This is a genomic window from Myroides indicus (assembly GCF_004364575.1).
GTDB classification, from domain to species: domain Bacteria; phylum Bacteroidota; class Bacteroidia; order Flavobacteriales; family Flavobacteriaceae; genus Flavobacterium; species Flavobacterium indicum_A.
In genome coordinates, this window is sequence record NZ_SOAG01000042.1 from 1 (window position 1) to 14,229 (window position 14,229).

Consider the following 14,229-nt stretch of genomic DNA (forward strand, 5'->3'; position numbering starts at 1 on the left):
AGGAAAGCAGATGTAGAACCCACATTTGCACAACTCAAACACAACCGGAACTTCAAAAGATTTACCTTAAAAGGACTTGAAAAAGTGGAAATAGAATTCGGATTGCATGCTTTAGCTCATAATCTCAAAAAGATGAGCGCTTAAACAAGAAGGATAACAATTCTTTTTCACAGTTGTTAAATCTATTTGGATCTTTGACCTCAATTTTTGAATCATAAAAAAAACCGTCCCGATTTTGTAAACGAGACGGCTTCATCATTTTTTATTAGAATTTGATGGTGGCTTTTCGATTTGGGAATCACCCTACTTTACCCTTTGAATTGCCAATAGATAATAGAGAAATCATAAGTATCGCCATTTTAATTTAACACCTAAACGATAAAATTAGGAAATACACACTAGGAAGGAGTTATCCTTCCTAACAGATCAGACTGTAACGAAATCCTTATATTTAACTGCGATAGAATAAATTAAAAAAGGTCAATACTAGCCAGAAACTAAGAGATTATTATTAATCAATTCTTAATCCTATATAAAGAAAGGGTTAGACTTTAGTTGAAAACCTAACCCAAACTTTATTTTTGAACTTAAACACCTTAAGAGACAGTACCATTTTTGACACCCTATCAACAACTACTGTTTCTTAACGAATTTAGTTAATATAACAATCATTTGCCCATCTATTTTTCCTTCGATCTGCTCCACATTATCATGAACCAAACGAATATTCCTAACAGCAGTTCCTATTTTTGCATTAATCGAAGATCCTTTTACATCCAGATCTTTAATAAGGGTAACCGTATCTCCTCCTGACAAAATATTTCCGTTACAGTCTTTGTGCAATTCTACTGAACCATCACTGATATGATCTCCCGTTGCTTTGGCTAACTCCAACAATTCCTCTTCCAAATACATCATATCTAAATTATCTGCTGCCCAACTCTCATTTCTAAATCTATTCAACATTCTCCAAGCTACCACTTTAACCATTGCCACTTCACTCCACATTGATGAAGACAGACACTGCCAATGATTAGAGTCTAATTCCTCCTTTTTATCAATTTGAGCCAAACATGTATTACATATATAAATTTCTCTATCTGCCTCATTACTCGAAACCGGAGGTACCTCATAAATATTTAAGTTTCCGGTTACTTCGCATAACTCGCATTTATTTCCACTTCTTTCTTTTAACTGCATTTCTGTTTTCATAATTGATTTTATCTTAAAAAAAGCAAATATAATCTTTTAAAATCAAGAATTCACTTCATATATGAATCCATCATTAATAAATCATGCAAACATACTATATCTCTATTTCTTTATATTAATATAAAACTAGACTCCCTTGGTCTTTATCTTTAACTACTGAAATAGAAACCGGTATTTTTTCTTTTAACTCATCAACATGAGAGATAATCCCTACAATTTTATTTTCTTTATACAGGCTATTTAATGTTTCAAAAACAATATTAACTGAATCTTTATCTTGTGTTCCAAAGCCTTCATCAATAAAAAAGAAACTCTTATCCGCTTTTGACGAACTTTGCACGTTTTCTGCCAAAGCTAAAGCAAGTGATAAAGAAACTTGAAAGCTTTGTCCACCTGACAACGTTTTTACGCTTCTTGATTTGCCTCCGTTTAAATAATCTATAATTTCAAATTCATTATTATCATTTAACTGTAAGCTCAATTGATTGTTTGTCAAGCGATGAAAACGATGATTAGCCAAATTACATAAATTTTTGAGATAAACAGCAGATACATAGTTAACAAAACCTGCTCCTTTAAACATATTTTCTAAAACAGCTATATTTTTCAGACGTTTATCAATCTCTTCAAATTTTAAAAGTAAGTTTCCTTTTTCTTTTAAATCACGTTCCAAACGCTCTAGTTCTCCACTTAGCTTTGTGGTAAATATAGCTTGTTCATCTGCTTTTTGCTCTAACTCAGCTACCTCTTTTTCTTTTTCTTTATACTTATTTTCATCAAAATCTACAAGCTTTAATTTATCGGTTAATGTAGCAACATTGTTTTTAATTACTTCGTGACTGACAACAAATGCCTGAATAGTCTTTCTTGCTTCTTCCACATTAATTTTTTTCGATAAAATATTGAAAATTTCGTCTTTAAAATTGAGGTGGAATTTTTCCATTAAGGGCGTCAATTCTTTTTCTATATTATCAATATTCTGTTTTAATTCGCTTATCTCAACCGATATAGTTTTTTTCTCTGTTTGGAATGCGGTTAGTTTTAAGGAAAGTTCCTGATATAATTGCTGAAACTTTTTATATTCTATTTCTATATTTTCTATGTGCTTTTCTGTATTTTTTATTTTTAATTCAACCTCTTCTAAACTTATGAGGGTTAAATCATCAATATCTAAAAATCTAATCTGACTCTTTTTGGTGTAAACTTCAGATTCAAGCTTAGCATATTCTATTTCTATCTTTCTCAACGCCTCTCTATACTTCTCTACATTCGTCTTAATTTGCTCAGCCTCCTTCTGCTCTTGAATATATGATTCTTCTAATTCTTCTACTATTTTACTAGCTGCGATTGCCTTTTCTTTCAATTGATAAAATTGCTCAATATTCCCCATTTCAATATCACTCCACATAAATTCCGAACGATGCTGTTCTAGTTGTTCTTTTTGCAAATTGTATTTATTGTTTGCTTTATTCCATTCTGTTTCCAGTAAATATTTTTTTTCTAAAGCAATTCGCATCAACTGTTCCTTTTGAAACAAATTCTCCCAAATTCTATTTAATTCTGCCTGTTCAACAGACAATTTTTCTATTGTTTTTGTAATATCTTCTCCCTCTAATAAATTCGGATGATTAGTAGAACCACATAAAGGACATGATTCTCCATCGTGTAAATTATAAGCATATTGCACCAATTGTTGTGAGACGTGTAAATGCCTTAAATCATCCTCAATTTTATCTTTCTGTTTCTGCAGTTCATTCCGTTTTTCTTCTGTCTCAAGTTCCCATCTATTCATCGCAGCAAATCCAAATCCTTTTATTTCTTTTTCTAATTTACATATGTCTTGTTTCAGGTTGATTTGAATTTGTTTTGTTTCATAAACTATCTTTTGAATATAAATAAAATCATTAAACCATTTATCCAGATTCATAATCTTTACAGGATCAATCCGATCTTTTTTTGCTTGATTTAGCTTTATCTCAAGATCTGCTAATTTATTTTGTTTACTTTTAAAAACACCTTCTTCTTGCTTTATAGTTTCTTCTCCTTTTTTTTGTCTGATTAACAATAAATCTTTAGCTCTGTTTGCTGTCTTTATTTGTTTAAATAAGGTTAGTTCAAACAATTCTATTTTGCGCTGTTCTATCTTTTGGAATTCAGGTTCTATCTGCACCAATTTTGCAGATACTTCATCATATTCTTCTTGAAGCACGGTGAGACCTTCTTCTATTTTTTTTAAACTACCCTGCTTTAATTCATACTTGTTTTGGGCATTTTTTTCTTCTGTTAATAAGCCTGAAAATGCTTTCTCTACCCTCTCATACTGCTCCATTTCTTTTTGCTTCTCCTGTATAAACGGCAGATTCTTCTCAAGTTGTATCAATTCATCTTGTTTACTCTTTAGTGTTTCAAAATCCGTTTTAAGCAATTTTAACTGCTGAAAATTGTCATTTTCTTTTTTATACTTAATTGTATAATCCTTCAATTTGGCGCTTTCCGCCTTCCACGCCTCTGTCAGCTCTTTAATTTGTTCTTCTGTCAGCGACGCATATCCCTGCAATTGTCCTGAAAGCCTATCGTAATTCTGTTTAGCTGTTTGATAAACCTCTTTGGTGCTCTCGGCTAAATCAAATCGATCTAATCCAAAAATTTCCTGCATCATCTGCGTCCGATCTTTCCCCCCTAGCTCAATAAACTCTTTAAATTTTCCTTGCGGAATAATAATGGTTCTTTTAAAATTAGCATAACTCAACCCCACAATTTTCTCAATATCTAAATGCGGAAGCGGTACCCATTGTTCATTTTTCCATTTATACAATACGGCATCCCCGCGTTTTACATCATCAAAACGTTTAGAATTTCGTTTAAAATCTCTATAAATACGATATTTTTCATCTTCAAAGTTGTAAAACTCCAAAACAATTACCGAGCGGCTTGACTTTAAATTCATCATATTATACGCTCGATTATCTCTGGCATTTAATCGCTCGCTTTCCCCGTATAAACCAAAAGAAATAGCTTCTAAAATTGATGATTTCCCAGACCCAACCTGTCCGAATATACCAAATAATCCTGCCTGTGTAAGATGTGTGAAATCAATAATTTGCTTATGCTGATAGGAATACAATCCTTCTATTTCTAATTTTATAGGTATCATCTGTGTCCTTATTTTAGATTGTTTCCGTTTAACACCTCATCAAACAGATTTAAGATATCTTCATTGGGCAGTTGTCCTGCATATTTCTGTTTAAAATAATCCGTAAATAAGCCTTTGATATCCTGATTTAAGTTTACCTGATTATTTGTTTCCTCTCTATTTTCTCTTTCTAAAGTAATCTGTGGTATAATCATCACAATTTTATCATGTGCTTTATTTAAGCGTTTGATGTCATCTGCCTGTAAAAAAGTATTGCTTACCAATGTTAATTCTACTAAATGATCTGGATTATTAGTCAGCCAATAGATTGCTTCATCTACACTAAAAAACTTTTTTCGTGATAATGGATTCCCTTTTTTAAGTTCAATCAACTGATAGTCGACAGGTTTAAAAGGTTCTACATTCAACAAAACGACATATTTTTGCTGTCCTGCTTCACTAAAACTATAACTGAGCGGGCTTCCGGAGTAAACTACAGGAGTATCAGGTTTACCCAACTGATGAAAGCGATGTAAATGTCCCAAGGCTGTATATTGAATCTGCGGAGGAACAATATTGCTGTACAACAAATCGGCATTTCCTATTTTTAGCGGTTTTTCTCCATCCGGTTCTTCTAATGTTTCTCCGTTTTTATCGCTCATATACAAATGCGACACCAATAAATTTACTCCTTGATGATCACAATACTGATCTGCTAATTTTTTCCAATGATCGTGTAATATTTCATTGAGTGCCGATCCTTGGTTTTCTTTATCCAGTTCTTTTTGCAATCGAACTTCATTAGCATATGCCGTATGTAAAATACGAACAGGATACGAGAATTTATCCAATTTAAGCTCGATAAAACCTTCGTCAGAGGTTGTTATTGCAAATTTATTGGGTATTTCAAAAGGTGGTACCTTTACATTTGGAAAACCTATAAATATAATGCCGCATTCACGTGCTAAAGGATCCGGAGCGTTGATACGTTCGGGACTATCGTGATTTCCAGCAATAGCAATAACAGGGCGTTCGCCATTTTTTGCTAATCGCTTTAATGTTTTGTAAAAAAGTTCTATTGCTTCAACCGAAGGATTAAAGGTGTCAAAAAGATCTCCAGCTACCAATACTAAATCTGCGTTTTCACGCTCAGCTACTTCACTAATCTCCTGCAATACTTGAGTTTGTTCATTTATTCTACTAAATCTCTCTAATCTTTTACCCAAATGCCAATCTGCGGTATGCAGTACTTTTAATACCATATTATTTCAGCTATTTATCCGTAAATTTAAGCATTGAGCAACAAATGCACAACTTTCAAAGCAGCAAAAGGTATGAGCCTATTCTGTATCTTGTATAATAGATTATTCTATCTTCGTGTCTCTCCCTGCAATAATACCCGAAACTAAAAGCGTGGCTGACATCAATAATAAAAATAACAGCGAATACATCCAATTATTTGAAAAATCAAACAGAGCACCAAAAACAGGAGGTCCGAAAGCAGCTATCAAATAACCAAATGATTGTGCCATCCCTGACAGTTCAGCCGACTGATTGGTACTTTTCGTCCTCAAAACAAATAATAGCATCGATAAACTAAACGCCAATCCGCTGGCTAATCCAATCATTATACACCACACTATAATATACTCTGTTCGAAATAACATAACCCCTCCTATTCCGGCAATAAATAAAACTCCGACGCTTATTGCCAATAATTTTTGATTATTCATTTTACTGGCTATAATAGCTCCTAAAAATGTCATAGGCAATTGAGCAAACTGTACATAAGATAAAATCCATCCTGAATCTTCTACCGACATACCCCATGTTTGCATTACTTTGGGTAACCAAGCAGCTAAACAATAAAATAATAAAGATTGTACTCCCATAAATACAGTGACCGCCCAAGCTAATCTTGAGTTATAGAGATTTACGATATTTTTTTCAGTAATGTAATTATCTTTTAGAGAGTCCTTTTCCTTTTTCTTTACCTGAGGAATCCAAATGAAAATAGTCAGTAACGAAAGTACTAACCAAACTCCTATAGAACCTTTCCATCCCAAAGAGGTATAAGTTCCCAAGCTAATACTAAAACCCGCTGCCAAAGCCGCAGTTAAATTCATAGAAACTGAATAAATTCCCATCATAGTTCCCACTTTGTAAGGGAATTTACTCTTTATAAAAGCAGGCATCAAAACATTCCCCACCGTGATTGCTGTACCTACTAATGCAGCTCCTAAAAACAGAGAAACTATATTTCCTAGCGGACGAATAAATAGCCCTATACTTAACAATACTAAGGAAAATAACAAAATCATTTCCATTCCATATTTTTGAGAAAATTTGGGTATAACTCCAGATAACAGTGCAAATGCAATTAGGGGAATTGTAGTAATCAAACCCGCCATTGTGTTGGACAAAGCGAGAGACTGACTTATTTCTCCAATAACAGGTCCAACAGAAGTTAAAGGTGCCCGTAGGTTTGAAGCAATAAAAATTATACCTAAAAGCATTAGTATTTCTCTTGTTTTCGAAACCTTTCCAACATTATTATTTACAGGATTATTCATATTATTTTGTGAATTTGCTTTTGAAACACAAAACTACAGGTTATTAAATGATTATATTTGCCATATATCAAAACTAAAACGACAACTATGGACGGACATCAATTAGTAGATCAAGTCGATAAAAAAGGATTTGTATGGCATGCTGAAGAATGGATACACAACAATAAATTTCATCAACATCAAAAAGCTCAGCTCGTTTTTGTTGAATCCGGTTATCAATATTTGCATACTAAAAATAGCAGGTTTTTATTACCGCAAAATCATGCTGCATGGATTCCGTCAAACTTACCTCACAAAACCACCTCTGCATCAGAATCTGTTTCATTGCGCACTTTATATTTTAGTACAAGAGAAATGTCTGATTTTTACAATGATCTCTATCTTTTTTCTGTACCTGTCGTTTTAAGAGAAATGATTATGTATACTGAAAAATGGTCCTTAAATAGGATATACAATCAAAGTGAACAAACCTTTTTGCATGCCATTCTAGAAGAGCTTCCTTCTTTTATACAAAATTCTATTCCTTTAATCACTCCTGTGCCTAAATCAACCAACCTGCTTGTAATGACAGATTATATCCATCAATCTTATACCTCCTCAATCACTATTGAAGAATTAGCTGAAAAAAGCTTTGTAAGTGTTAGAACACTAGAACGGCAGTTTAAAAAAGAAACGGGAATTACCATTGCCAAATACATACAGATGGTTCGCATTATCAAATCACTCGAACTTTTAAGTGACGGGAATTTTAATATTGGCGAAATCGCCTTACAAACAGGTTATAGCAGCGCTCAATCATATAGCAATGTTTTTGCTAAACTACTTGGAAAACGACCAAGTGAATATTTTCAATCATTCAAATAATAAAAAAAGTCTGCTTCTAAAAACAGACTTTTTTTATAATGTATCATTTCATTAATTTTCTACTGGCAAAAAATTATATTCTTTTGCGTAATACAGCATTTGTTCCTCAAATGTTTTTGGTTGTTTAATCACATAATCTGTTATTTTGCCTTCATTATTAGTCACAGGCACAATATACGGATTTACAAAACCTCTGTAAGGAGCCACGTTAAACTTAGCATTGCGCTCTAACACTTCTTTATGGATAGCCTGATCAACTTTTACTCCATAATTTTCGACTAAAGCTTTAGCCGCATCGTAGTCTCCTTCAGATTTGATTCTTTGCGTTTCTCTCAATAATTGTCCAAACAAATCGTGCAACTTATCATAATCGGTAATATTGAAATATGTTTTTCCATCTCGTACTACTTTTTCAATAACATTGTCTTTTTCTCCTTTTTCAAACACCCAGGCACTTACCCACTGACGATTTCTCATATGCGCCTCTTCAATATCTGCTCCTGGCTCTAAACGAACCAACTGCATCATCAAACCATTTCTAATGTAGCCATCATATGCTGCTTTCCCTACGGATTTCCAATCATCTACTAATCCTAATTCTTGTAATTTAGGATTGTACAAATAATAAAGTCCTACCAAATCTGCACGTCCTTCTTCTAAGGTTGATGCATAGCTTTTTAGCGTAACCTGTGGCTGTCCTACTCCCTGATTAATTTGTCCTGAAGCATGCCCTACTACTTCGTGCAGTGCTGTGTGAAGTTTATCTGCTAATTCACCGTATTTTTCTTCTAACTCAAACTCTTCCTGATCATGAACAAACTCCTTCAAGCGATCTGAACCACCTGCGTGGTTATAAGAGTCTATAATATTTCCTAAGGAAATGGATTTTGATCCGTGTTCCGCTCTGATCCAATCTGCATTTGGCAGATTAACTCCAATTGGCGTACTTGGAGAAGAATCACCCGATTCTGAAGCGACAATTACTGTTTTATAAGTAACTCCCACTACACTTTTTTTCTTATGCTCTTCCATCAATGGAGAGTTGTCTTCAAACCACTGTGCTTCTTTTGAAAGTACTTCCATTTTTTGAGACATATCAAAATCTTTGATTTGCACTACACTTTCATAGGATCCTTTATGTCCCAACGGATCATTATACACTTCTATAAAACCATTATTATAGTCTATATTTCCTTCTGTGGCTTGAACCCAAGCTACGTTGTAATCATCCCAAGCTTTTAAGTCTCCTGTTTTATAATATTCGATTAAAAGTTTTAGTGCATCTGCCTGTTTTTGATTTTCGGCAACAGTAACAGCTTGTTCAAGCCAATAGATAATCTTATCGATTGCAGAGCCATACATCCCTCCGCTTTTCCACACTTTTTCTACTAATTTCCCATTTTCTTTCACCAGCTTTGAATTCAATCCATTGGATAGCGGTCTAAGCGGATCACGGTTTTTCATTCCGGTAAAAAAAGCTTCTGCTTCTTCATCTGTAACTCCTTCGCCGTAAAAATTCACTGCCGAGCCGGTAACCAATCCTTTTTTAGGATCTAGATTTACTTTTTTATTGTCTGCATCATTAAATAAAATTTCAGCAATTTCACTATCTAGTACTGTATTTGTATCTTTTAATAGGGTATCAAAATAGCTCTTTGAAAAAGCAGGTTTTATCTTATCATTAGAGTAATGGTGGTGAATTCCATTCGAAAACCATACTCGTTTTAGATATATTACAAAATTTTTCCAATCTTCTGAATTTTTATCGCCCTCATAGTTTTGATAAATATTTTCAAGTGCTTTTCTGATCTTTAGATTGTATTTGTAATTCTGATCCCAGATAATATCCCTACCGGCATATCCTGCCTGACTCAAATAATAGACTAATTCTTTTTCTTTTAAGGTTAAATCATCCCAACCCGGAACCTGATATCTCAATACTTCAACATCGGCAAATTGATCTACGCTGTATTCAAAATTCTCCACTTCTGCTACATTTTCTGTTTCTTCTTTGTTCTCTTTATTTTTTCCGCAAGAAAACAACATGGCAGAAGCCAGTACAAGGCATGTTACTGTGTTTAATTTCATAATCTTGTTGTTTTTTGTATACTGACAAATATATAAAATATACCCTAGATTTTGCTGTTTTATTAAGCTAATCCTATTTGTTTAAATAATTATCAGTAAAATGCTGTTCTGAATTTGGTTTTGCAAATTTCTCCTTATTATAATCATTTGACTGGTTTTTAGGAATAGACAGCGATTGCCAGTCTTTATCTTTGATCATTTTACCAATAAATACAATCTGTCCGATGTGATAAGGATAATGGGAAAGCTGTCTGTGTAAAGCTTCGGCTACACTGTGTTCTTGATTTCTTATTTTTATTTTTCCTGTTATATTTTCAGCATTAATAGATACTAATGTATCCAACAAAACATTCCATGCTTTATCCCAATTAGCAACTAGTTCATGCCGACTATAAAAACCATCGGCAAACTCACTATCTCTATTTCTCCAAGACTTTTCGCCATCTTCTGTAAAAAAGTCTGTAAACCTCGATAGTAAATTCCCAGTTATATGTCTCATTAGCATCGCTACAGAATTACTTTCTTCACTTGCCTTCCAATTCAGTTCTTCTTCTGATAGAATCAAGATTGTTTTATCTGCAAGTGTTCTATAGTATTCAAATTGTTTTTGGATTCCTTGTACTTCTTGTATATTCATATTTTAGCAGATTTTAAGATTATAAGCTTTATTTCTTTTTAACCAGCGGGTGATTCAATCCCTTTACGTTATTATTAATGACATCAAATGTTTTTAAATTTTTAAACAATTCAGTCAAATTTCTAAATCCGTAATCTCGTGCATCAAAACTGGGATTTAATTTTCTTAAGTTTCCTCCGACAGTAGATATATAAGCTTCCACTTCTTCGTCTACTGACATCTCAAATGCCTTATCAATTAACTGGATTTCTTTTTTGGTCAATTTTTTATTCTCGTACTCTTCCTCCGTTTCGTTTTTCCGTGAGGAATTTACTTCTCTTTCTTTTACTGCTTTTTTAGGCATTAGTGTTTCGCAATACGTAAAAATTTCACATGACTGCACAAACGCATTAGGTGTTTTCTTTTCTCCTATTCCCATCACAAATATTCCTTCTTCTCTGATTCTCTTTGCCAATCCGGTATAATCACTATCGCTGGAAACAATACAAAACCCATCTACCATTTTATCGTGCAAAATATCCATCGCATCAATGATAAGTGAACTATCGGTCGAATTTTTCCCTGTTGTGTAATTAAATTTCTGTATTGGAGAAAAGGATAAATCATTCAGCAGATCTTTCCAGCTGTTCATTTGCGGAGTCGTCCAGTCGCCATAAATACGCCTGATAGTTACTTTTCCATATTTCGATACTTCTTCTAATATATTCTCTAACAATTTTGCCTGAGCATTGTCTCCATCAACCAAGATAGCTATATTATTGTTTTGCTTTTCCATTTTTCATTTTTTGTTATTCCTAAAAGTACTAAAAGTTATTATAAACTCTTTTATTTTTAAATATAATATTTTATTTCTTCCCTTATCCGTTTTTCAATAACTTAAAAAACACTATATATCAACAACTTAAAAAATAATTAAAAACATTTACATTTTTTTTATGTAACAAAATTAAAAACAATGAGACTACTAGATAACAAAACAAAGTAACAACTCTAATATCCCATTAAATTATGAAGTTAAAACTGAGCCTACTGCTTTTACTTGCTGTCACCACTTCGGCTTTTGCACAACAAAAAGGAAAAATTTCCGGTAAGGTATATGACAAAGATCTTCGTGAAGTAATTCCTTACGCTACTATAGCAGTAAAAAATAATGAGCAAGTTATTACCGGAGGAATGAGTGATGAAAAAGGAAATTTTGAAATTCCTGTTACTCCCAATGATTATATAGTTGAAGTGCAATTTATAGGCTATCAATCTACAAATCAAAAAGTATCTTTGAGCAACAGCCAGCCTTCAATTGACCTGGGAGATATTTATCTGTCTCCCGAATCTACCTTGCTAGAAGGGGTGAATATTATTGCCGAGCAATCGACGATAGAACAAAAAATAGACCGAAAGGTAATTAATGTAGGACGAGATTTAACTACAGTGGGTGCCACCGCTTCGGAGATTATGAATAATGTACCTTCAGTAAACGTTGACCAAGACGGAAAAATATCTCTACGAGGAAATGAAAACGTACGTATTTTAGTAGATGGAAGACCTACCAACATTGCCCCGGATCAATTGCTAAAGCAAATTCCGTCAACATCAATCAAAAAAATAGAATTGATAACTAATCCCAGTGCAAAATATAACCCGGAAGGCATGTCAGGAATCATTAATATTGTTTTGCACAAAAATTCCAACAATGGCTTTAACGGTTCTTTTGATACGGGTTTTACTTTTGCTAAAACCGTTAAAAACAACAACTCTTTAAACTTAAATTACCGGACAGGAAAAGTAAATTTTTTCGGAAGTGGCAGCACAAGTCACGGAAAATATAGCAACGATGGTGAAATTTACAGGTTTGACCAAGATTCCGAACAGCTTATTGATTCATATAACAAAAACAATAGCTTTTTATATAAAGTTGGGATGGATTATTACATCAACGACAAAAATACCATTTCATTTTATACCAATCAAAGCCGGTATGACGGTAAATCAAACGTTATAACGAATAATCTTTATCCGTCAGGAACTTTTGACGATATTTTTCAAAAATCAAACTATGATTCAAACAACAGAAACAGCACTTATAACCTGGCTTACAAACACATGTTTAATGAAGACGGACACAATTTGGACGTTGAAGTAAATGTAAATGATTCTAAATCTGATTCTGAAGGATACTTTGACACAAAAGTAGAAAATGCAGATAATTATTTTTACAAAGATTATACAGACGATAAAAGTACACTAACTACTGTAAATGTAGATTACGTGAACCCTCTGAACGAAAATACAAAATTAGAATTGGGAGGAGAAGCACGCGTTAATCGTTCTAAAAATCATGCCGATTCAGGAAACCCTATGACTCCTGCGGAACAAGCAAATATGGATTATAACTACGAAACCGATATTTATTCGCTTTATGCCACTTTTGGGCAAAAGTTCAACAAATTCAGCTACCAGCTCGGAACTCGTTTAGAAAGCTATAAAGTAAATTCAAAAATAAACGGCGAAACAGGATTTAAAGATGATTATTTAACCTTATATCCTTCTGTATACCTAGGTTATAACTTGTCAGAAAAAGATATGTTTCAATTGAGTTACAGCCGCAGAGTAGACCGACCTGGCATTTGGCAGACAAGACCAATTCGCGAGTTTTCTACACCTACGGTAACCTCCATAGGAAATCCAAAATTAAAGCCTCAGTTTACAAATTCCGTTGAATTAAACTACACGCGAATGCTGGAAAAAGGAAGTATTACTGCCGGAGTGTATTACAGAAGAATCAACGACGAAATCAACAGAGTAATTTACGATGATGTAGAGAACGAAAACCCTAATGCCATGATTATGACACACGACAACTTTAGTTCTAACAATGCATACGGTTTTGAATTATCTGCCAACTTAAAATTAACATCGTGGTGGGATGTACAGCCCGCAATTGATTTTTCCAGCATACAGCAAAAAGGATTAATTTCCGTTCTCAATGCAGATAAAAACGAACTGGAATTTATGTCTAGAGAAATTACTGCGAATGCTTTTAACGCCAGACTAAACAGTAACTTTAAAGCTACGAACAGTCTTCGTTTTAACTTATTTGGGTTTTATAGAGGCGCTGTAGACGGAATTACATTTAATAGTAAAGAAATGTACAAAATTGACGCTGGTGCTAGATATTCTTTACTAGATAATAAACTATCTATAAGTCTTAGGTTCAACGATATTTTTAACACTATGAAATACAGTTTTGACGGACAATATCCTTATCCTTCTCGCGGAGAGTTCAGATGGGAAAGCCGTTCAGTTTATTTAGGTATTAATTACGTATTTGGCGGTGGAAAAAATCGTGCAATGCAGCGCAAGAACAGAGATGACAATACTAAACAAAATAGTGGAGGAGGCGGATTATTTTAGATTTTCTGCATTTTCTCTGCCATAAAATTCTTTTTTTAAATTATTACTTTTACAAATGGAAGCCGTCTCGTTTACAAAATCGGGACGGTTTTTTTTATGATTCAAAAATTGAGGTCAAAAATCCAAATAGATTTAACAACGGAGGAAAAGAATTGTTATCCTTCTTGTTTAAGCGCTCATCTTTTTGAGATTATGAGCTAAAGCATGCAATCCGAACTCATTTCCACTTTTTCAAGTCCTTTTAAGGTAAATCTTTTGAAGTTCCGGTTGTGTTTGAGTTGTGCAAATGTGGGTTCCACATCTGCTTTCCT

General features: G+C 33.5%; 11 protein-coding genes. 3 read left to right on the forward strand and 8 right to left on the reverse strand.

The annotated features are described in order from the left end of the window. The coding region (locus tag C8P70_RS12940; RefSeq protein ID WP_208293383.1) for a transposase at positions 1-144 on the forward strand (144 nt) is incomplete at its 5' end. 489 nt (positions 145-633) lie between these two features. On the opposite strand, the gene C8P70_RS12945 is transcribed toward C8P70_RS12940, so the two are convergent. The 4 genes from C8P70_RS12945 to C8P70_RS12960 all read right to left on the reverse strand — a co-directional run bounded on the left by C8P70_RS12945 (position 634) and on the right by C8P70_RS12960 (position 6,918). Continuing rightward, positions 634-1,212, reverse strand: coding sequence for a PhnA domain-containing protein (locus C8P70_RS12945; protein ID WP_133713735.1), 579 nt, complete (start codon positions 1,210-1,212; stop codon positions 634-636). A gap of 115 nt (positions 1,213-1,327) precedes the next feature. Continuing rightward, positions 1,328-4,366, reverse strand: coding sequence for an AAA family ATPase (locus tag C8P70_RS12950; protein WP_133713736.1), 3,039 nt, complete (start codon positions 4,364-4,366; stop codon positions 1,328-1,330). A gap of 8 nt (positions 4,367-4,374) precedes the next feature. Beyond that, a complete protein-coding gene (locus tag C8P70_RS12955; protein WP_133713737.1) occupies positions 4,375-5,607 on the reverse strand; it encodes a metallophosphoesterase family protein in 1,233 nt (410 codons plus the stop codon). Between the two features lie 102 nt (positions 5,608-5,709). Next, complete coding sequence (locus C8P70_RS12960; RefSeq protein WP_133713738.1) at positions 5,710-6,918, reverse strand: CynX/NimT family MFS transporter; 1,209 nt, start codon at positions 6,916-6,918, stop codon at positions 5,710-5,712. Between the two features lie 87 nt (positions 6,919-7,005). Here C8P70_RS12960 and C8P70_RS12965 point away from each other — a divergent pair, with 87 nt between their 5' ends. Then, complete coding sequence (locus C8P70_RS12965) at positions 7,006-7,782, forward strand: AraC family transcriptional regulator (RefSeq protein WP_133713739.1); 777 nt, start codon at positions 7,006-7,008, stop codon at positions 7,780-7,782. 51 nt (positions 7,783-7,833) lie between these two features. Here C8P70_RS12965 and C8P70_RS12970 read toward each other — a convergent pair whose 3' ends face one another. From C8P70_RS12970 to C8P70_RS12980, 3 genes are all read right to left on the reverse strand, one after another. Further along, positions 7,834-9,870 carry a dipeptidyl-peptidase 3 family protein gene (locus tag C8P70_RS12970; RefSeq protein ID WP_133713740.1) on the reverse strand — a complete coding sequence of 679 codons (2,037 nt, stop codon included), beginning with the start codon at positions 9,868-9,870 and terminating at the stop codon, positions 7,834-7,836. A 73-nt stretch (positions 9,871-9,943) separates the two neighbouring features. Next, positions 9,944-10,507: a DUF1572 family protein gene (locus C8P70_RS12975; protein WP_133713741.1), complete on the reverse strand. Its 564-nt coding sequence runs from the start codon at positions 10,505-10,507 to the stop codon at positions 9,944-9,946. 28 nt (positions 10,508-10,535) lie between these two features. After that, a complete protein-coding gene (locus tag C8P70_RS12980) occupies positions 10,536-11,282 on the reverse strand; it encodes an NYN domain-containing protein (RefSeq protein WP_133713742.1) in 747 nt (248 codons plus the stop codon). Between the two features lie 233 nt (positions 11,283-11,515). Between C8P70_RS12980 and C8P70_RS12985 the strand changes: the two genes are divergently transcribed. After that, positions 11,516-13,918 (forward strand): TonB-dependent receptor domain-containing protein, encoded by a 2,403-nt coding sequence (locus C8P70_RS12985; protein WP_133713743.1) that lies wholly within the window; start codon positions 11,516-11,518, stop codon positions 13,916-13,918. Positions 13,919-14,115: 197 nt separating this feature from the next. Here C8P70_RS12985 and C8P70_RS12990 read toward each other — a convergent pair whose 3' ends face one another. Further along, on the reverse strand, positions 14,116-14,217 hold the full coding sequence (locus tag C8P70_RS12990) for a hypothetical protein (protein ID WP_394346298.1): 102 nt from the start codon (positions 14,215-14,217) through the stop codon (positions 14,116-14,118). Between the last annotated feature and the right edge of the window lie 12 nt (positions 14,218-14,229).